General features: G+C 46.4%; 18 protein-coding genes and 1 tRNA gene. 13 read left to right on the top strand and 6 right to left on the bottom strand.

Annotated elements, in window-relative coordinates:
• Nucleotides 1-31: 31 nt before the first annotated feature.
• Nucleotides 32-1,405 carry a cystathionine beta-synthase gene (locus RIH33_RS06555; protein ID WP_406654244.1) on the top strand — a complete coding sequence of 458 codons (1,374 nt, stop codon included), beginning with the start codon at nt 32-34 and terminating at the stop codon, nt 1,403-1,405.
• 124 nt (nt 1,406-1,529) lie between these two features.
• On the opposite strand, the gene RIH33_RS06550 is transcribed toward RIH33_RS06555, so the two are convergent.
• A complete protein-coding gene (locus RIH33_RS06550) occupies nt 1,530-1,883 on the bottom strand; it encodes a LytR/AlgR family response regulator transcription factor (protein ID WP_406654243.1) in 354 nt (117 codons plus the stop codon).
• A gap of 88 nt (nt 1,884-1,971) precedes the next feature.
• Nucleotides 1,972-2,667: a pseudouridine synthase gene (locus tag RIH33_RS06545; protein ID WP_406654590.1), complete on the bottom strand. Its 696-nt coding sequence runs from the start codon at nt 2,665-2,667 to the stop codon at nt 1,972-1,974.
• A 103-nt stretch (nt 2,668-2,770) separates the two neighbouring features.
• Between RIH33_RS06545 and RIH33_RS06540 the strand changes: the two genes are divergently transcribed.
• The 3 genes from RIH33_RS06540 to RIH33_RS06530 all read left to right on the top strand — a co-directional run bounded on the left by RIH33_RS06540 (nt 2,771) and on the right by RIH33_RS06530 (nt 4,717).
• Nucleotides 2,771-3,367 (top strand): sigma-70 family RNA polymerase sigma factor, encoded by a 597-nt coding sequence (locus RIH33_RS06540; RefSeq protein ID WP_406654242.1) that lies wholly within the window; start codon nt 2,771-2,773, stop codon nt 3,365-3,367.
• Between the two features lie 105 nt (nt 3,368-3,472).
• Nucleotides 3,473-4,249 (top strand): acyl-CoA desaturase, encoded by a 777-nt coding sequence (locus tag RIH33_RS06535; RefSeq protein WP_406654240.1) that lies wholly within the window; start codon nt 3,473-3,475, stop codon nt 4,247-4,249.
• Between the two features lie 69 nt (nt 4,250-4,318).
• A complete protein-coding gene (locus RIH33_RS06530; RefSeq protein WP_406654237.1) occupies nt 4,319-4,717 on the top strand; it encodes a DUF2141 domain-containing protein in 399 nt (132 codons plus the stop codon).
• Nucleotides 4,718-4,720: 3 nt separating this feature from the next.
• On the opposite strand, the gene RIH33_RS06525 is transcribed toward RIH33_RS06530, so the two are convergent.
• Together RIH33_RS06525 and RIH33_RS06520 are read right to left on the bottom strand one after the other, a co-directional pair.
• Nucleotides 4,721-5,734 (bottom strand): c-type cytochrome, encoded by a 1,014-nt coding sequence (locus tag RIH33_RS06525; RefSeq protein WP_406654235.1) that lies wholly within the window; start codon nt 5,732-5,734, stop codon nt 4,721-4,723.
• Nucleotides 5,731-6,585, bottom strand: a complete 855-nt coding sequence (locus tag RIH33_RS06520; protein WP_406654233.1) for a DUF5777 family beta-barrel protein — start codon at nt 6,583-6,585, stop codon at nt 5,731-5,733. Before RIH33_RS06520 ends, RIH33_RS06525 begins: the two co-directional genes overlap by 4 nt.
• A gap of 184 nt (nt 6,586-6,769) precedes the next feature.
• Here RIH33_RS06520 and RIH33_RS06515 point away from each other — a divergent pair, with 184 nt between their 5' ends.
• From RIH33_RS06515 to RIH33_RS06475, 9 genes are all read left to right on the top strand, one after another.
• Nucleotides 6,770-9,181, top strand: a complete 2,412-nt coding sequence (locus tag RIH33_RS06515) for an FtsX-like permease family protein (protein ID WP_406654231.1) — start codon at nt 6,770-6,772, stop codon at nt 9,179-9,181.
• A gap of 200 nt (nt 9,182-9,381) precedes the next feature.
• Nucleotides 9,382-9,573, top strand: a complete 192-nt coding sequence (locus tag RIH33_RS06510; RefSeq protein ID WP_406654230.1) for a hypothetical protein — start codon at nt 9,382-9,384, stop codon at nt 9,571-9,573.
• A gap of 15 nt (nt 9,574-9,588) precedes the next feature.
• On the top strand, nt 9,589-10,578 hold the full coding sequence (locus RIH33_RS06505) for a histidine kinase (RefSeq protein ID WP_406654228.1): 990 nt from the start codon (nt 9,589-9,591) through the stop codon (nt 10,576-10,578).
• Nucleotides 10,579-10,588: 10 nt separating this feature from the next.
• Nucleotides 10,589-11,362: a LytR/AlgR family response regulator transcription factor gene (locus tag RIH33_RS06500; protein ID WP_406654227.1), complete on the top strand. Its 774-nt coding sequence runs from the start codon at nt 10,589-10,591 to the stop codon at nt 11,360-11,362.
• A 172-nt stretch (nt 11,363-11,534) separates the two neighbouring features.
• A complete protein-coding gene (egtB, locus tag RIH33_RS06495; RefSeq protein WP_406654226.1) occupies nt 11,535-12,803 on the top strand; it encodes an ergothioneine biosynthesis protein EgtB in 1,269 nt (422 codons plus the stop codon).
• A 31-nt stretch (nt 12,804-12,834) separates the two neighbouring features.
• Nucleotides 12,835-13,782 (top strand): L-histidine N(alpha)-methyltransferase, encoded by a 948-nt coding sequence (egtD, locus tag RIH33_RS06490; protein ID WP_406654224.1) that lies wholly within the window; start codon nt 12,835-12,837, stop codon nt 13,780-13,782.
• Between the two features lie 60 nt (nt 13,783-13,842).
• Nucleotides 13,843-13,926, top strand: a tRNA-Leu gene (locus RIH33_RS06485).
• 132 nt (nt 13,927-14,058) lie between these two features.
• Nucleotides 14,059-15,111, top strand: a complete 1,053-nt coding sequence (locus RIH33_RS06480) for a M42 family metallopeptidase (protein WP_406654223.1) — start codon at nt 14,059-14,061, stop codon at nt 15,109-15,111.
• A gap of 18 nt (nt 15,112-15,129) precedes the next feature.
• The gene (locus RIH33_RS06475) at nt 15,130-15,726 is read left to right on the top strand and encodes a hypothetical protein (protein WP_406654222.1); all 597 of its coding nucleotides are present in this window, start codon (nt 15,130-15,132) and stop codon (nt 15,724-15,726) included.
• A 76-nt stretch (nt 15,727-15,802) separates the two neighbouring features.
• Here the strand turns inward: RIH33_RS06475 and RIH33_RS06470 are convergent, their stop codons facing one another.
• Both RIH33_RS06470 and RIH33_RS06465 read right to left on the bottom strand, forming a co-directional pair.
• Complete coding sequence (locus tag RIH33_RS06470) at nt 15,803-16,378, bottom strand: TIGR00645 family protein (protein WP_406654220.1); 576 nt, start codon at nt 16,376-16,378, stop codon at nt 15,803-15,805.
• Nucleotides 16,379-16,452: 74 nt separating this feature from the next.
• A complete protein-coding gene (locus RIH33_RS06465) occupies nt 16,453-16,839 on the bottom strand; it encodes an RDD family protein (protein ID WP_406654219.1) in 387 nt (128 codons plus the stop codon).
• Between the last annotated feature and the right edge of the window lie 22 nt (nt 16,840-16,861).

Here is a 16,861-nt window from a genome sequence, read left to right as displayed (position 1 = left end):
TAAATTTGCGCAAAATAAACAACAGACACACATGCGATACTACAATACGCTGATAGAAACCATTGGGAACACGCCCCTTGTGAAGCTCAATAGGGTGAATAAGGGCATCAAGGGGACTATCCTGGTGAAGGTAGAATATTTTAATCCCGGTAATTCTGTGAAGGACAGGATAGCGCTCAAGATGATAGAGGATGCGGAGAAATCCGGTCAGCTAAAGCCGGGGGGGACTATCATAGAGGGCACCTCGGGCAATACAGGGATGGGGCTGGCCCTGGTGGCTCAGGCCAAAGGCTATAAGTGTATTTTTACTTTGGCCGATAAACAGTCACAGGAGAAAATGGACATCCTGCGGGCTGTGGGTGCTGAGGTGATCGTTTGCCCCACGAACGTCTCGCCGGAGGATCCAAGATCTTATTATTCTGTGGCCAAAAAACTCAATGAGGACATACCGAACTCGATTTACCCCAATCAGTACGACAATCCTTCCAATACACTAGCTCATTATGAGTCTACCGGACCTGAAATATGGGAAGATACTGACGGAAAAATCACGCATTATGCGGCGGGAATAGGCACTGGCGGAACCATTTGCGGGACTTCCAAATACCTGAAAGAGCAGAAAAAAGGTGTGGTATCTATTGCTATTGATTCTTATGGCTCAGTATTTAAGAAATATAAAGAGACAGGCATTTTTGATGAAAAGGAGATCTACCCTTACCTCACTGAGGGAATAGGTGAGGACATCCTTCCAAAAAATGTGGATTTCGATATGATCGATCACATTGTGAAAGTGACAGATAAAGATGGAGCTGTGATGGCCCGAAGACTGGCCAGAGAGGAAGGCTTGTTTTGTGGCTGGTCCTGTGGGTCAGCTGTGCATGGGGCGCTGGAGTTTGCCAGGGATCATCTGAAGGAAGATGATGTGATGGTCATTCTGCTGCCGGATCATGGAACTCGCTACCTGGGTAAGGTTTATAATGACAATTGGATGAAAGATCATGGTTTTCTGGAGACCAGAAAGTTTGCCACTGCCAAGGACATCATTGCCAACCGCAATGGAAGTTCGGAGCTGAAGACCATCGACAAGAGCCTGAAAGTAGGGGAGGCCATCCTCACAATGAATCAATACGGGATAGATCAGGTGCCGGTGGTGGATGGTGAAGACTTTGTGGGTAGCCTGAATGACACTCATGTGCTCAAGAGCCTCCTGCAAAATCCGGACATCAAAAACCAACCGGTCAGTGAAATTATGGATTCCCCATTCCAGTTTGTGGGGATGGACAATACCATTGATGTGTTGTCGTCATTGATTCAGAAAGAGAACAAAGCTTTGCTGGTCAGGGACCATCAGAATGTCGTCCACATAGTTACTCAGAGTGATTTGCTGATGGCCATCAGCGAATAGGCGAGCATTCACTTTTGAATCACTAAAGGATTTTCTACCTTTAGGTTATTATAAAATAAATACTAACTCTTTGCTTGCAGTCCCTCATCGTCATTCGGTGAGGGATTTTTTATGGGTGGATTCTTTAGTGTCCCATCACCTCTTTGATGGCCGCCTCCAGCATCACGGCAGACTGTACCTCTGACTTGCTGATATACCGGCTAATAGGAATCGCTGTATTTCGGGGTTCATTCAGGTGCCCTGAGATCACAATCACCTTTGGTGGCACGTCCAGGGTCTCTAACGCCTCGAAACCATCCAGGTAAGGCATTTCCAAATCGAGCAGAAGTACGTCGGGTTTTGACTTCACAGTAGCCATCATGCCTTCCACGGGATTGTTATGGGTGGCAATAAGTTCCGCAGACTTGATGTCGTTGAAGAGCACCATGAGCATTTTCAGGAAAAGCGGATCGTCATCAATAGCCAGGCATTTGATCATCTTGATGTTTTTTCTTCAATATTAGAGAATTTATGCCAATGTGCCGGGGAAACCAGTAAGTCAATTTCGCGAGCTTCCTCCCACCGTTTTATGCACCGGGCATTTCAAATCCCATGAGCGCCATTATTCGGCAAAATTCTTCGGGAAAATCGGCTTTTAGGGTGACGGGTATATTGGTTTGCGGGTGGATAAATGTGAGTTCACGGGCATGTAGCATCATTTCCATGAGGTTCCATTTTTCCTTGAAAAGTTTGTTTTGTTTGTTGCATCCATGCGGCCGATCTCCGATGATGGGGTGGAGGATGTGGGCAAAGTGTTTACGGATCTGATGCATGCGGCCGGTTTCAGGCCGGATTTTCACCAGTGAATAGCGTGAAGTGGCGTGCTTGCCAAAAGGAACATCCAGTTCTGCTTTCGCAACACATTCAAAATGGGTCACCGCATCCTGTTCCTTTCCATCTTCCCGCCTTAATGGATAGTCTATGGTCCCAGCATCCGGTGTGAAGCCTCGCACGATGGCATAGTAGGTTTTGCTGACGGTCTTCTCGGCAAACTGGAGGTTCAGGGCCCTGTGGATGTCTTTTTCCAAAGCAAATAGTAGTACGCCGGAGGTTTTTCTATCCAGCCTGTGAGCCGGATAAACGTGCATTTCCAACTGATCACGGAGGAGCTGCACGGCAAACTCTTCAGCATCTTTGGCGATGGGTGACCTGTGAACTAATAATCCGGGAGGTTTGTTGATCCCGACCAGATGATCATCTTGATAAAGTATCTCTAACACGATCTAAAAGCTATATGAATTGCAAATCTTCAAATATATTTTGTGGTAATGCGCTTCCGGCTTTAGTTTTCACTCTTCTTAGTTAACTTTGCGCTTTAAATAAACAATGACTCACTCAGCTAACATATCTCTTTATCAGCCTCTGCTACAGTCTATCGCCTACAAAATGCTGGGCTGTATGCATGATGCGGAAGATATCGTGCAGGATACTTTTCTGAAGTATCTGGCTGTGGACCCTAAAAAAATAGAGAATACCAAAGCCTATCTGATCCGCTCGGTGACCAACAACTGCCTGAATCACCTCAATAGCCTCAAGCAAAAGAAAAAGGAGTACCTGGAATCTGTTAAGCTGCCTGAGCTTTTTGAGAAGATAGACTTCTCCAGTCTGGATTTCAGACAGGAGATGGACGCCATGCTGAGTGTGCTACATAAAAAACTGGGCCCTCTGGAGCGTGGTTTGTTTTTGCTCAGAGAAGGCTTTGATTTTGAGTATGATGAGCTGCAGCAGATCTTTAATAAAAAGAAAGATCATTGCAGACAGATGGTGTGCCGTGCCAAAGAAAAACTGGCCCGTGAGACCGAAAAGTTTACCTATTCTTTCGACTCGGAGAAATATTTTTCTGCTTTCCAAAAAGCCTGTTCTGATGGAAATTTCGATGATTTGATTAATCATCTGAATGACGAACAGAAAGAGGTCAAATAAATTTTAAAAGTTTTTCCGGATTTCTGTCACAAACCAGCCACGACTTTGTCTTACTTATGATTGAGGGAAAGAATCCCTACACAAAACAGAAGTAAAACAAATTAAATGGCAGTAATTATCACCTTTTTCATAGCGCACTGGTATTTGTCGCTATTCTTTCAGACGTTTTTCCTGCATCGATATGCAGCCCACAAAGCGTTCACCATGAGTCCTTTCATGGAAAAAGTATTCTTCGTATTGACCTGGTTATTTCAGGGCTCCAATTACCTGAGCCCCTACGGGTATGGTGTGATGCACAGAATGCACCACGCTTTTGCAGATACGGAAAATGACCCACACTCACCGAAATATGATGAGACCATCTTTAAGATGATGTGGAAGACCAAAAGTATTTATTCAGACATCACCAATAAAAAGGTAGAAGTAGACAAGCGATTCACAGAGGGTGTACCTCAGTGGCACGCATTCGATAAATTCGCCCGTTCATGGGTATCCAGATTGTTCTGGGCCACGTCATACTTTATGGTTTATTGGTTTTATGCCGATGTATGGTGGTTGTGGTTATTGTTGCCAGCACAGTGGTTGCTGTCGCCTATCCACGGAGCGATCATCAACTGGTTTGCCCATATCTATGGCTACAGAAACTTTGAAGTGGGGGATACCTCCAAAAACTTCCTTCCGGTAGACTTCCTGATGATGGGAGAAAGCTATCACAACAATCACCACAAGCATGGATCAAGACCTAACTTTGGTGGTGTAAGATGGCACGAAGTTGACCCTACTTATCAGGTGATCAAGGTGCTGAACGCCGTGGGAGTGATCCAGGTAGCTAAGCAAAAAACCATTAAAATGGAGAAAACAGAAAAGAAAGCTGCAGCGTAGAGCCTCAGATTTAAATATTTTAAAGCCTGACTTGATTGTTCAAGTCAGGCTTTTGTATAAATAACCGCTATGATCAACTTACTCCTGACGGTTCTTTTACTCTTCACACCCAATGAAGTAAAGCTGGAAATAAGCGGGATCAAAAAGCCCATCGGAAACCTGCGCATTGCAGCTTACAACACACCCGAGAATTATCTTGATGAGTCTCAGATGGCCCATAGTTATGTCGTCAGGGTAACCGAGACGGGTACTATGACTTTTACGATTGATCTACCCGCGGGAGAATACGCACTTGCCGTCTTTCACGACGTGAATGAAGATGGGAAACTCAACAAAAACCTAATAGGCATTCCTACAGAGCATTATGGCTTTTCCAACAACACCCGGGGTGCCTTTGGTCCACCCTCGTATGACCAGGCCAAAATCCCTTTGATCCATGGAGACACCCTTCGGATCGAACTGCAGTAGTGTTTAGTTGGCGTCTTCAGGGTGTTCTATGAAGGCACGCAGATGCTCCAGTTGTTGGTCAGACATTTTCTCCTGTGTGTAATGCGGCATGTACTCCTTATGACCGTATTCTGCATAAGTACCCTTTCTGATGATTTCATAAATGGATAGCTCGGAGTTATCTGGGATATGTCTTTTCAGCCATTTATAGGTCAAATTACTATTGTCAAAGACCACATCACTCTCTCCCTCAGGTCTGTGGCAATGTTGGCATCCAAGCTCATAGATTCCTTTTCCCAGCTTGGGGTCGCCTTCATAAGGATACCCCTTTCGCTTATTGTCAGGGGGATCTACAAAGGTGGCCGGTGATTTTTGAAGGTATTCAGACTTGATCAGGGCTATTTTTTCTGCATCCGTGAGGGTTGTTCCTGCCAGTTGTTTCTTTTCCGAATCAGAGAGGTTCAAATCTCCGATTTTCATCTGCAACGACCAGAAATAGGCCAGCACACTTTGCATTTCCCAGTCTTCGAGGGGTCTTCCCTGTGCGCAGACCGTGGCGCAAAGGTGTACTGATTCCTCCAGGCTTTTTTCCGCTTTGCGCACCAGATCACCGTATTTCAGCACATAGTCGTCATTGTACCAGGTTTCACGGTTCACCATGCCCCAGAAGGTAGATCCCTGGAGATATGCGATGTTATTGGTCATGGCATAATCCAGTCGCGCATCCTGATCCACCACAGTGAGATCCGGGTCTTCACGCACTACATTGTGGCAACTGGTGCAGGTGTAGTATTTACTCACATAGCTGCTCTGTGAGCCATCGGGAGCCATGGTTCGGCCGAGTTTCACGATTTCTTCTCCCCGCAGGATCTCTTCGGCTGATGGGTTTTCTATGAGGTGCTCCGGCTTTGGCTCCCCCAGATCAAAAAGGAGTGTGGCAATGGGAGTAGTAGCATCCAGTGTTGTCTGGAAGCCTGCTGGTATCATGGCCATGCTCAAAATGAGTAGCGTTCCGAAAATAATTAAGTGCTTTTTCATCTGACTCTCCTCCCTTTTACTGTGAAGTCACGGGTGATGTTGAAGCCAAAATGGATGTCTCCATCCTGCCATTTACCACTTGTTTCTGCTACAAAGAACTTCTCAATCATGCCGCGGCTGTTGCCAAAGTGCAACTGAAAAACGTGCCCTTTGGTGTCGATCTGCACCCCTAATGCCATGGACTGAGAGTACTCGGGGCTGGGGCCGGATCCATCGGGAAGATCACTCCCGGGGGTGGCATAGTATTCCATGGAGAGGCTCCAGTTTTTAGACAGCTGGTATTGCCCGGCAAACCCCAGAGAAAAAATATCATTTTGTTCGTCATCCTCCACCAGGTTGCGATGCAGGTAGGTGGGCATGATTTGCGCACTAAACCTTGGGCTGAATTTTCTGCTAATAAGCACCTGGGAAGTGTAGGAGAGCTTTTGCTGAAGGGTTAGATCAATTCCATCAAATCTTCTGAGGGTTTTCAACGCCGTGGTGCCCAGCAAGGTGAGGGTGACGGGTACTGTGCGGTCACCACTCGATTGGGCCAGCAATCGATATTTGAGGTAACCGTCGGCAGTTTTCTCAAAGGTACTGCGGCCGATGCCCACCATCAGGTTTCCGGTGATGCCGTAATCCAGCCCCATGCGCATGGTGGCATTGTCCAGTCCCCAAACTTCATAGGCACCCAGGTTCAGTGTACCAAATCTGTGGGAGATGATAAAAGTAAGAACGCCTTCCATGTTGGTCTCTACCGAGTGGCCATTGACGATGCGCGTGTCATCGAAAGTTTCGTAGGCATATTCCGTTTGGGAGTAGGCAGTGGTGGTCAGCAGAAGAATGGCAATGAGTAGGATTGGTCTCATGATTAAGTGTTTGTACATGAATAAATATAGGAATTATTCGAAAGAACAACCTCCGGGGCTTGCGGATATCGTTTGGTCAGGGACTTACGACCGATCATTGTCATATGGATGCGCTTGTAAAAGAATAATGCCATTTGAATCACTGATCCCCGTATATTTAAAGAACCACCAAATCCTGACGAGTATGTTCTGGAACTACCTAAAAGTTACTTATCGGACTTTTCTCCGACAGAAGGTTTACTCTCTGATCAATATCACCGGGCTCGCCATTGGCCTGGCATGCTTTATTCTCATTTTCCTTTACATCAGAGATGAGATGAGCTATGACCGGTTTCATGCCAAATCTGAACGAACCTATCGGGTAATCGAGCACTTTGAGAGTGAGGGCATAGGGGAGCACTCGGCTTCTCAGCCTTTTCCCACCGGCCCCACGCTGATCAATGATTTTGGGCGGCAGATTGTGCATCAGGTAAGACTTTTCAACTTTCAAAGTCCCAGCCTGGCCCTGGCAAACAGGGAAAAAGATAAGGCATTCAATGAGTCCGGGATCTTCTTTGCTGATTCCACTTTCTTTGATGTATTTGATTTTGAGCTAAAAACAGGAGATAAGCAAACTGCCCTGGACGAACCCAACGCTATTCTACTCACGGAGGAGATGGCACGGAAATACTTTGACGATGAAGATCCGATGGGAAAGGTGCTGGAGTTTCAGGGTAATCAGCATTTGCAGGTCACAGGTGTATTGGCCAATGCCCCAAAAAATGCGCATTTTCAGTTTGACTTTATTGGTTCTTTTTCAACACTGAAGCAATCTTTCGGTGGCAACTATCCCCGCACCTGGTACTGGAACCCCTGCTGGACCTACGTAGTGCTGGAGGAGGGGGTAGGGAAAGAAGAAATGGAGGCCTTTTTCCCGGATTTTGTTCAAAAGTATTTTCCCAAGTTCGTGGTGGATGACATCACCCTTGAGCTACAGCCTCTTGAGGATATTCACCTTCACTCCAGGCTGGATTACGAAATACAGGCCAACGGTACCGCTGAAAACCTCAAAATATTTGGGCTGGTGGCTATTTTTGTGTTGTTGATAGCAGCCATCAACTTTATCAACCTATCCACCGCCCGTGCCAGCAAGAGAGCCAAGGAAGTGGGGGTGCGAAAGTCATTAGGGAGTGAGAAGAGGCAGCTTGTTCGGCAGTTTGTTTTTGAATCGGTGCTGCTAACATTCTTTGCGGTCATCATTGCATTGATCTTTGTCTGGCTGGCCATTCCTGGGTTCAATGGGCTCACCGAAAAATCAATTTCCATTGCCAGTTTGGTCAATCTTGCGGATGTGGGTGGGCTTCTGGCACTGACCCTTCTGGTGGGGGTACTTTCCGGCTTTTATCCTGCGTTTGTTCTTTCTTCATTCAATACCGTCCTGGTACTCAAAAATGCTTATCAGAAAGTCAGTGGGTTTAATTTCAGAAGGGTACTTGTGACCATTCAGTTTGCCATATCCATTATGCTGATCATTGGTACCATCGTGGCGGTGAGTCAGCTGAGGCTCCTTCAAAATGATGATCTGGGCTTTGATAAAGAGCAGGTGATCATGATTCCCGTCATCCGGTCGCCCATGGGGCAGCACTATGAAAATTTTAAAAATATTGCTCTTCAGAGTACTTTGATCAGGTCTGTTACTGCTGTGGAGGAGATTGTGGGCAGTAAACATCAGGTCAATAATTATCAATTTGAAGGGATGGATCAGTCCAAACCCTTTCCTCATTTTCATGTACGTCACGACTTCAGCGAGACCATGGAGCTGGAGATGGTAGCGGGCAGGGACTTTAGCTATGAGGTACAGACGGACGACTCATTGGCATTGATCGTGAACGAAACACTGGTTCGTAGTATGCAGTGGGGCACTCCGGAGGAGGCACTCAACAAGCGATACTACTTTGGTGGGGAGCTTCGTGGAAAGGTGATAGGCGTGGTGAGGGATTATAACTTTGTGTCCAAGCACCACCCCATTGCTCCTCTGGTGATTACCCTCAATACTTTCCCGGGGGCATTCAATTTGTTTATCAAATATGTGGCTGTGAAAGTCAATGGCAACAACACTGAGCAAGCCATAGCAGATTTGGAGGCTGCGTGGAGGGGCGTGATGCCCACCCGGCCGTTTGACTATTTCTTTTTGGACGATCGGCTGAATGATTCTTACAAAGCAGAAAGAAAGCTGAGCACAGTCACGCTTATTTTTTCCGGTCTGGCCATTGTCGTTGCCTGTCTTGGGTTGTTTGGGCTGGCTACTTATTCGGTGGAGCAGCGCAAAAAAGAAATAGGGGTACGTAAAGTCCTTGGAATCTCTCCGATGCAAATTCTGATGCTTTTGTCCCGTGAGTTCGTGCTTCTGATCGGGGTGGCATTCGTAGTGGCCATTCCACTTGCCTATTTGCTACTGGAGGCCTGGCTCAATGGTTTTGCGTTCAGGGTGAGCATCGCGGCATGGCCGTTCATTTTGTCCGGCGTGGTGGTTTTTGTGGTGGCCATGCTCACCATTGGCTTTCATGCGTATAGAGCTACCCTCATCAATCCTTCCGATACGCTGAAATACGAATGATTTGGCTCAGACAATCAGAAACCTGGTTGTCTGAATTTTTCTTTGGAAAACTCCCCAATCGTTAGGTATGGTCGATCGTGCGTTTTACCTTGAAATCACGAGCCTGTTGTGTTTCTGCATTGGTTCGACGAAAAAAAGGATGTATTAATTCGGAAATCGACTATTTTAAACTTTTATTACTGACCAAACCTAACTATAGCATGATTACTACCCTGAGGAGAATTGTATATTTTGGTGGCCTCTTCATTACCCTGATGGCTATCATCCTGATAATGATTAAGAATGACATTGGCTACATCCCTGAATATTTAAGCGTTTTTATGCTGAGCCTGATTTTTGTGATGGGCGGGTTGCTCATCTTTTTGATCGCTAAACGAGGCTTGGGAGGTTAAAAGCGTTGGAGCGAGATGTCAGAACTGATAAAAATCCTTTATGTAGATGATGAGCGGGGCAATATTGACTACTTCAGGTCTGTTTTCAGACGGGAGTATGAGATTGTTACGGCCAATTCAGGTGAGGAGGGGCTGGATTTACTTTTTGAAAATCAGGACATTCCGGTCATTCTCACGGATCAGCGCATGCCACGAATGAGTGGAGTGGAGTTTCTCCGCCGGTCCATTAATATTTCACGTGACAGCATTCGGATCCTGGTGACCGGATATGCTGACATGGAGACGGTGATCAACGCTGTGAACCTGGGCCACATCTACTATTACATTTCGAAACCCTGGACCTACGATGAGATGAAAATCATCATCAAGCGGGCCATAGAAACCTACCGCCTCCGGCTCATCAATAAGGAATTGCTGATCAAATCTGAGCGCGTGGAAAAGGAGCGAGTGGTCGCTCAGTTGGAGAACCTTCGCAATCAGGTAAATCCGCATTTTTTATTTAACTGTCTGAATACCCTCCATGCACTGGTTCATGATAACAGTCAGGCGCGTGATTTTGTAAAGAACCTGGCCAATACATACCGGTACCTGCTGGAGCACAACGATAACCTGGTGTCTCTGGACTCTGAAATGAACTTTGTGGAGAATTATATCTATCTCCAGAAGGTACGGTTCAAGGATGCGCTGATGTTTACCCACAGTGTAGGGGATCACCATAAGTACTTTAAGTTGCCCAGTGCGTCCCTCCAGTTGCTGGTGGAAAATACCCTTAAGCACAACATTGTCACGCGGGAGAACCCACTGAAAGTTGAGGTTTTTGTGGAAGGAGAGTGGTTGATCGTGAGGAATAACTATCAGCCGAAAGATGCCAGGCAGGAGTCTACCGGCATTGGCCAGGACAACCTGAAGAAACGATTGTCCTATTTGTCATTGAGCAGTCCGGAGTTTTACCAGGAAGGAGAATTTTACATTGCTAAAATTCCATTATTGCTGGATAAGTCTTAACTTTTAAAAAATGGATACTATGTTAAGCGTCGCGATCATTGAAGATGAACCTCTAGCTGCTGAAGATTTAGAGAAAACACTCATGGAGGTTTATAACGATGCCAGGGTGGTGGTGAAGTTGGACAGTGTGCATACTGCCGTGCAATGGCTGGATATAAATGAGGTGGACCTGATTCTGTCCGATATTGAGCTGGGAGATGGATTGAGCTTTGATATTTTTGATAAGGTGCGTAACAATACACCGATCATCATCACCACGGCCTATGATCAGTACGCTATTCGGGCATTTAAAGAAAACAGCATAGACTATCTGCTCAAACCGATAGACAAAACTGAGCTGGAGACAGCCATCAAGAAATACCGAAACTGGAAGCAAAAAGGGCAGGAATTTGACGTGGACAACCTCCTGGAGGCTCTTCGCCCGTATTCAGACCAAAAGTACCAGGAGCGTTTTCTGGTCACCCTGGGAGAAAAGATTAACTCCATCCCGTCTGCAGATGTTGCCTATTTTTTCAGTGAAGACCGTTATACTTTTTTAGTAACCAAGAAGGGCACGCAGCACATCATCAACATGAATCTTGGAGATCTGGAAGGAAGTCTGGACCCTAAGAAGTTTTATCGAATCAATAGAAAATTTATTATTTCCTATCAGAGCATACAGAACATGGTGGCGTACTCTAAAAGCAGGGTCAAAATAGACCTGATACCGCCACCCCCTAATGCCATGGATGTGATTGTAAGTGTTGAGCGCTCAGGGCCTTTCAAGAAATGGCTGAATGATTAAGCGCTGAAGTTGAACTTTTTTAAAGCCGATGACGGTTATATTCTTACTTCAGTAAGGTTAAGTTTTTTTGAGTTTTTGATGAAGCCCTGATCAGTTTGGTCAGGGCTTTTTCTTTGATTTAGCCAAACCCCCGGGCGTTTTTACAGTTAACTAAAATGAAAAAACAATCTGTATGTCACAATCGCAATCCACGTTAGCAGATCCTGCTCTGGACTACCTGGAAAGGTTCAAAAGTGTACGAAAGCAAACCCTGAACCTGGTAGAGCCTTTGGAGACAGAGGATTTTGTGGTCCAGCCAGTTTCAGATGTGAGCCCTCCAAAGTGGCATTTGGCACACACCACCTGGTTTTTTGAGGTGTTCTTACTCGTGCCTCACCTCCCCGATTACCAGCTTTTCAATCAAGATTTCCCCTTTCTTTTCAATAGTTACTATGTGGCAGCAGGTGATCGATGGGCCAGGGCCTCCCGCGGATACCTGACCCGACCGACTGTACAGGAGGTGCTGACGTATCGCGCTTATGTGGAGGAGCACATGGAGCGCCTGCTTCAGCAGTCCCTGCCTCCGGAACTGGCGCATGTAATGGAGATAGGGTTACAGCATGAGCAGCAGCACCAGGAACTGCTGCTCTATGACATCAAATACATTCTGGGGCACAATCCGCTTTTCCCACCTTATCAAAATCGGGAGCGGGAGAGCCATGATACGAGCGCTCCGATGGGGTGGCTGACAGTGGATAAGGGCAACTACCATGTGGGCCATCAGGGTGATGGTTTCTGTTTTGATAATGAACAGGGGCGTCATGAAGTGCATCTGGAGGCTTATGAGATTGCCAGTCGTACCGTTACCAATGGGGAGTATTTGGAGTTTATGCAGGATGGCGGTTATTCCAGTCATCAATATTGGCTTTCGGATGGCTGGGACTGGCTGGGTAACCAGGCCGTGAAGGCCCCGATGTATTGGATCAATGAAGATGGCCATTGGCTGCATTACACGCTGCTCGGCCTGAAGCCCCTTGATCTCAATGCCCCGGTGGCGCACTTGTCCTACTATGAGGCCAATGCATACGCCTCATGGAAAGGTTGCCGGTTGCCTACCGAGCTGGAGTGGGAGGTGGCAGTAGGGATCCATCAGCCTAATATTCCTGAGGATGGAAATTTCGTGGAAAGTGGTTCTCTGATCCCAAAAGGGCAATCGGGCCCTGGCTTCTTCGGCAACCTGTGGGAGTGGACGTCCAGTGCCTATTTGCCTTATCCGTTTTACAAGGCTCCGGATGGGGCACTGGGTGAGTACAATGGTAAGTTTATGATCAACCAGATGGTTCTGAGGGGCGGCTCATTCGCTACCCCAAAATCGCACATCCGGGCCACCTATCGCAATTTCTTTGCACCTCAATGTCAATGGCTTTTTTCGGGCGTAAGACTGGCAAGGCATATTAAATAATAAGAATCTTTCACATACTAAAACAATCACAGTGCCATTGAATCAATTTGCCAGGGATGTAAAAGAAGGCCTCTCATCCAGTCCGAAACGCCTGTCGTCAAAGTACTTTTATGACGCCCGCGGGGATAAGCTGTTTCAGCAGATCATGCATTTGGATGAGTACTATCTCTCCAGGGCGGAGCTGGAGATTTTCCAAACTCATAAGGAGGCTCTGTTGGCGATTATGGATCATGGAGCGCCGTTCAGACTCGTAGAGCTTGGCGCGGGTGATGGCCTGAAGACCAAAGTGCTTTTGAAACACTTTCTCGAACAGGGGGTAGACTTTTCCTATGCACCGGTAGACATTTCTCCCGATGTGCTGGAGCATCTGCAGTCCAATCTGCTGAAGGAGATTCCGCACCTGAAAATCGAGCCGTTGGCCGGAGATTACTTCAGGGTTTTGGCAGACCTGAAGTTTAAAAACCACACCCATTCAGTGGCATTCTTTTTAGGATCCAATATTGGCAATTTCCTGAGTGATACAGCCATTAATTTTCTGTCAAGTATTCATGACAACCTGCAGCAAGGTGATTACCTGATGATAGGATTTGATCTCAAGAAAGACCCCAAAAGGATATTGAATGCCTACAATGATGCTGCTGGCGTGACACGGGCATTTAATATGAACCTGCTGGATAGGATCAATCGGGAGCTAGACGCTAATTTTGATACGTCCATGTTTGACCACAATCCTATCTATGACCCCATGACCGGGCAGTGCAGGAGCTATCTCATTAGCAAGCAGCCACTGGAAGTGCATGTGGGAGCACTCAATGAGACTTTTTCTTTCAGGGAATGGGAACCTATTTTCATGGAAGTATCCAAAAAATATGACCTGGAGGAGATCGAAGAGCTGGCGGTGAAAACCGGATTCAGGCTTGTTCAAAACTTTTTTGATCAGGAACATTTGTTCTGTGATTCGGTCTGGGAAGTAATCTGATAAATTCTAAAGATTGGTGCTTCCATTTTAAATTATCCGGCTAAATTTGCCGTCGCATCTGCCCAGGTGCTGAAATTGGTAGACAGGCATGGTTGAGGGCCATGTGTTCGTTAGGACGTGGGGGTTCGACTCCCCCTCTGGGCACTTTGAGTGAAACGATGACCATATTTAGATAGCCTGTGGTAAAAAACAGGTCTTTCGATGAGGTCATTTTCAGGTATAAAATCTTTGAAGTCCGGTTGATACAGCCGGACTTTTTTTGTTAAATTCCATATTATGAAGGTAGACGTAAAATTGTTGAAAGCCATTTGTGAGGCGCCCGGAGCTCCGGGGTTCGAGCATCCTGTTCGCCAGCTGATCATCAGGGAAATACAGGGCCATGTGGATGAATATAGCATTGATAATATGGGGAATCTCATTGCCATCAAGAAAGGGGTAAAAAACCCTGAAGGCAAGAAAGTGATGGTGGCCGCCCATATGGACGAGATTGGTTTTTTGGTTTCGCACATAGATGACAATGGCTTTATCAGGTTTCAGACCCTGGGTGGCTTTGATCCCAAGACCCTCACTGCTCAGCGTGTGATCATCCATGGTCATGAGGAGGTCATAGGAGTGATGGGTAGCAAGCCTATTCACGTGATGAAGGCTGAAGAACGCAACAAGCCTGCAAAGATTGAGGAGTATTTCATTGACTGTGGGATGTCCAAAGAGGAGGTAGAAAAACTGGTGACCATTGGTGATCCGATCACCCGCCAGCGGGAGCTGATAGAAATGGGCAACTGTGTAAACTGCAAGTCCATCGACAACCGGGTGTCTGTGTATATTTTGATAGAGGCCCTCAAACAGATTAAAAACCCGGCTTATGATTTCTACGGGGTGTTTACTGTTCAGGAAGAGGTGGGCATACGAGGAGCGAATGTCGCTTCGCATACGCTCAATCCCGATTTTGGGATTGCTTTGGACACCACCATCGCCTATGACCTTCCTGGTGCCCAGGCACACGAAAAGGTCACAGAGTTGGGCAAGGGCACAGCCATCAAAATAATGGACGCTATGACCATTTGCGATAGCCGAATGGTGAAGTTCTTAAAGAAAACGGCAGACAGTCACCAGATCGATTGGCAGCCGGAAATCCTGGCAGCAGGGGGTACTGATACCGCAGGTGTGCAGCGCATGGGAAAAAATGGCTCTATTGCCGGAGCAATTTCCATTCCTACCCGCCATTTGCACCAGGTGATAGAGATGGCACACAAAGATGACATCATTGCGTCAATTAATTTGCTCGTTTATGCGTTAGAAGAGATAGACACTGCCAGTTGGGAATATTGAAAACTAAATAAAGAAGTCATGAAGACGCTGCTGCTGTTTTTTGGGTTGATTTTATCCAACGTGCTGTTCGCACAGGATTTCCTCAGATTTTCAGGAGTGGTGCTGGATAGGGAGCAGATCAAGCCGATTGATGGGACCTATGTTTTCAATCTTTCCAAAAACAAGGAAGCTGTGACCGATAGCCTTGGCTTGTTTAGTATCGAAGCACAGTCCGGGGATACCCTTGTCTTTCGCGATTTGAGGTATCTATCCTCCACGTTGGTGGTGCCATCAGTCCTGGAAGTGTCGGATTATGGCATCATTCAGCTTTTGCAACCCTCAGCGGTATTGCTCAATGAAGTCCAGGTCTTTTCTTTTCCCAGCGAAGAGGAATTCAGAGAAGCTTTCCTGAAGGTGTCACCAAAAACGGACATGGAAAGCCGTGCCCTGGAGGCGAAACGTGACCTGATGAAGATTCTCAAGGATTCGTACAAAAATGACATTTACTACTATGATATGTGGGCTGATCGCCGGTTATATGAGCTGACAGGAGTTGTTCAGCCCAACCATTTTCTGGATCCATTCCGATGGACAGAGCTCATTCGGTCAGTGGTAGGAAAAGAGAAACAGGATTGATCAGGCCGTCCTGTAAAAAAGTAAAGCCGCCGCGATATTCATCGCGGCGGCTTTACTTTTTGGTTTGACTTATGTTTTAATGCTCCTCATCACCAAACTTCACTGCGGCAGCATGACCATGCTTGTAGCTGTGAGTGATTTTCTCTGTCTGCGCCAGTAGGAGGGCAGAGATGATGAATACCATGTGAATGACGATTTCAATAATGATACCTTCAGCACCGGCTTTCTGCTCAGCTTCACGATAATCAATGAAAGTCTTTAGCAACTGAACCCCGGAGATAGAGGCGAGCGAGGTGGCCAGCTTAATTTTCAGCTGTCCTGCATCCAGGTCTTCCAGCCAAAGGGGCTTATCCTCGTGTGAGTCCACGTCTATTCTACTGGTGAAAATAGAGTAGCCACCTATCGTTACCATGACCACAAGGTTCATTACCATGGAGATATCCACCAGGCCCAGAATGCGAAGCATCATCTCAGTTTCATGAAGAGATGTGGTTTGCTGAAAAGTATGATAGAGCTCCTGAAAGAATTTAACCAGATAAAGAAAGGCTCCTATTGTAAGTCCTGTATAAAGTGGAGCTTGTACCCACCTACTCCAGAACATGAACCCCTCGAAGAAATTTTCAAATCTTTTGATACCAGAATCTTGTGCCATTTTGAATTGCTAATAGTTACAAAGGCGAAAGATACGATATTCTATAGTTTCCATTCGAATGAATAAATGAAAAATCAGGCAGGGGGAGAAAAAATAACAGAAGTTTTCATCGCCAGATCATGGAGGCTTTTTTTCTGAGGGTGGAGAATAATCGTGAGGTAACCGATGAAAAGCGTGAGTACGGAGAATGCTTTTACCAGGGCCCTCAGACCGGATTTCCAGGGAGAGAGGGTTGTCAGGTCATCGTTGGTCACTTTTATCTTCATCATCCGCTTGCCCAGCGTGCCGCCCCAGGGACTGGCTATGGCAATGACTTCATATAGATAAGTGACCACCAGGCATAGCCAAATGAGCACCTGATTTGAATGGATAAAAAAGCTCATCAGATAATAGACCGGTAGCATAACTATTAGGTCTATATTGTGTGCCATCAATCTGGTCCAAAATCCAACAGGATGCATCGTGCTTCTCTTAATTTTCCGC

The sequence above is a fragment of the Marinoscillum sp. genome, assembly GCF_040222955.1.
GTDB lineage: Bacteria > Bacteroidota > Bacteroidia > Cytophagales > Cyclobacteriaceae > Marinoscillum.
The sequence above is the reverse complement of the archived record's forward strand: the minus strand, read 5'-3'. Positions and strand labels throughout refer to the sequence as shown.

Excerpts from the sequence above, each read along its gene's own strand:
- RIH33_RS06555 (WP_406654244.1), top strand. The coding sequence starts at position 32 with ATGCGATACTACAATACGCTGATAGAAACCATTGGGAACACGCCCCTT.
- RIH33_RS06500 (WP_406654227.1), top strand. The coding sequence starts at position 10,589 with ATGGATACTATGTTAAGCGTCGCGATCATTGAAGATGAACCTCTAGCT.
- RIH33_RS06530 (WP_406654237.1), top strand. The coding sequence starts at position 4,319 with ATGATCAACTTACTCCTGACGGTTCTTTTACTCTTCACACCCAATGAA.
- RIH33_RS06535 (WP_406654240.1), top strand. The coding sequence starts at position 3,473 with ATGGCAGTAATTATCACCTTTTTCATAGCGCACTGGTATTTGTCGCTA.
- RIH33_RS06470 (WP_406654220.1), bottom strand. The coding sequence starts at position 16,378 with ATGGCACAAGATTCTGGTATCAAAAGATTTGAAAATTTCTTCGAGGGG.
- RIH33_RS06480 (WP_406654223.1), top strand. The coding sequence starts at position 14,059 with ATGAAGGTAGACGTAAAATTGTTGAAAGCCATTTGTGAGGCGCCCGGA.
- RIH33_RS06510 (WP_406654230.1), top strand. The coding sequence starts at position 9,382 with ATGATTACTACCCTGAGGAGAATTGTATATTTTGGTGGCCTCTTCATT.
- RIH33_RS06475 (WP_406654222.1), top strand. The coding sequence starts at position 15,130 with ATGAAGACGCTGCTGCTGTTTTTTGGGTTGATTTTATCCAACGTGCTG.
- RIH33_RS06550 (WP_406654243.1), bottom strand. The coding sequence starts at position 1,883 with ATGATCAAATGCCTGGCTATTGATGACGATCCGCTTTTCCTGAAAATG.
- egtB (WP_406654226.1), top strand. The coding sequence starts at position 11,535 with ATGTCACAATCGCAATCCACGTTAGCAGATCCTGCTCTGGACTACCTG.
- RIH33_RS06520 (WP_406654233.1), bottom strand. The coding sequence starts at position 6,585 with ATGAGACCAATCCTACTCATTGCCATTCTTCTGCTGACCACCACTGCC.
- RIH33_RS06505 (WP_406654228.1), top strand. The coding sequence starts at position 9,589 with ATGTCAGAACTGATAAAAATCCTTTATGTAGATGATGAGCGGGGCAAT.
- RIH33_RS06515 (WP_406654231.1), top strand. The coding sequence starts at position 6,770 with ATGTTCTGGAACTACCTAAAAGTTACTTATCGGACTTTTCTCCGACAG.
- RIH33_RS06540 (WP_406654242.1), top strand. The coding sequence starts at position 2,771 with ATGACTCACTCAGCTAACATATCTCTTTATCAGCCTCTGCTACAGTCT.
- RIH33_RS06465 (WP_406654219.1), bottom strand. The coding sequence starts at position 16,839 with ATGCATCCTGTTGGATTTTGGACCAGATTGATGGCACACAATATAGAC.
- RIH33_RS06525 (WP_406654235.1), bottom strand. The coding sequence starts at position 5,734 with ATGAAAAAGCACTTAATTATTTTCGGAACGCTACTCATTTTGAGCATG.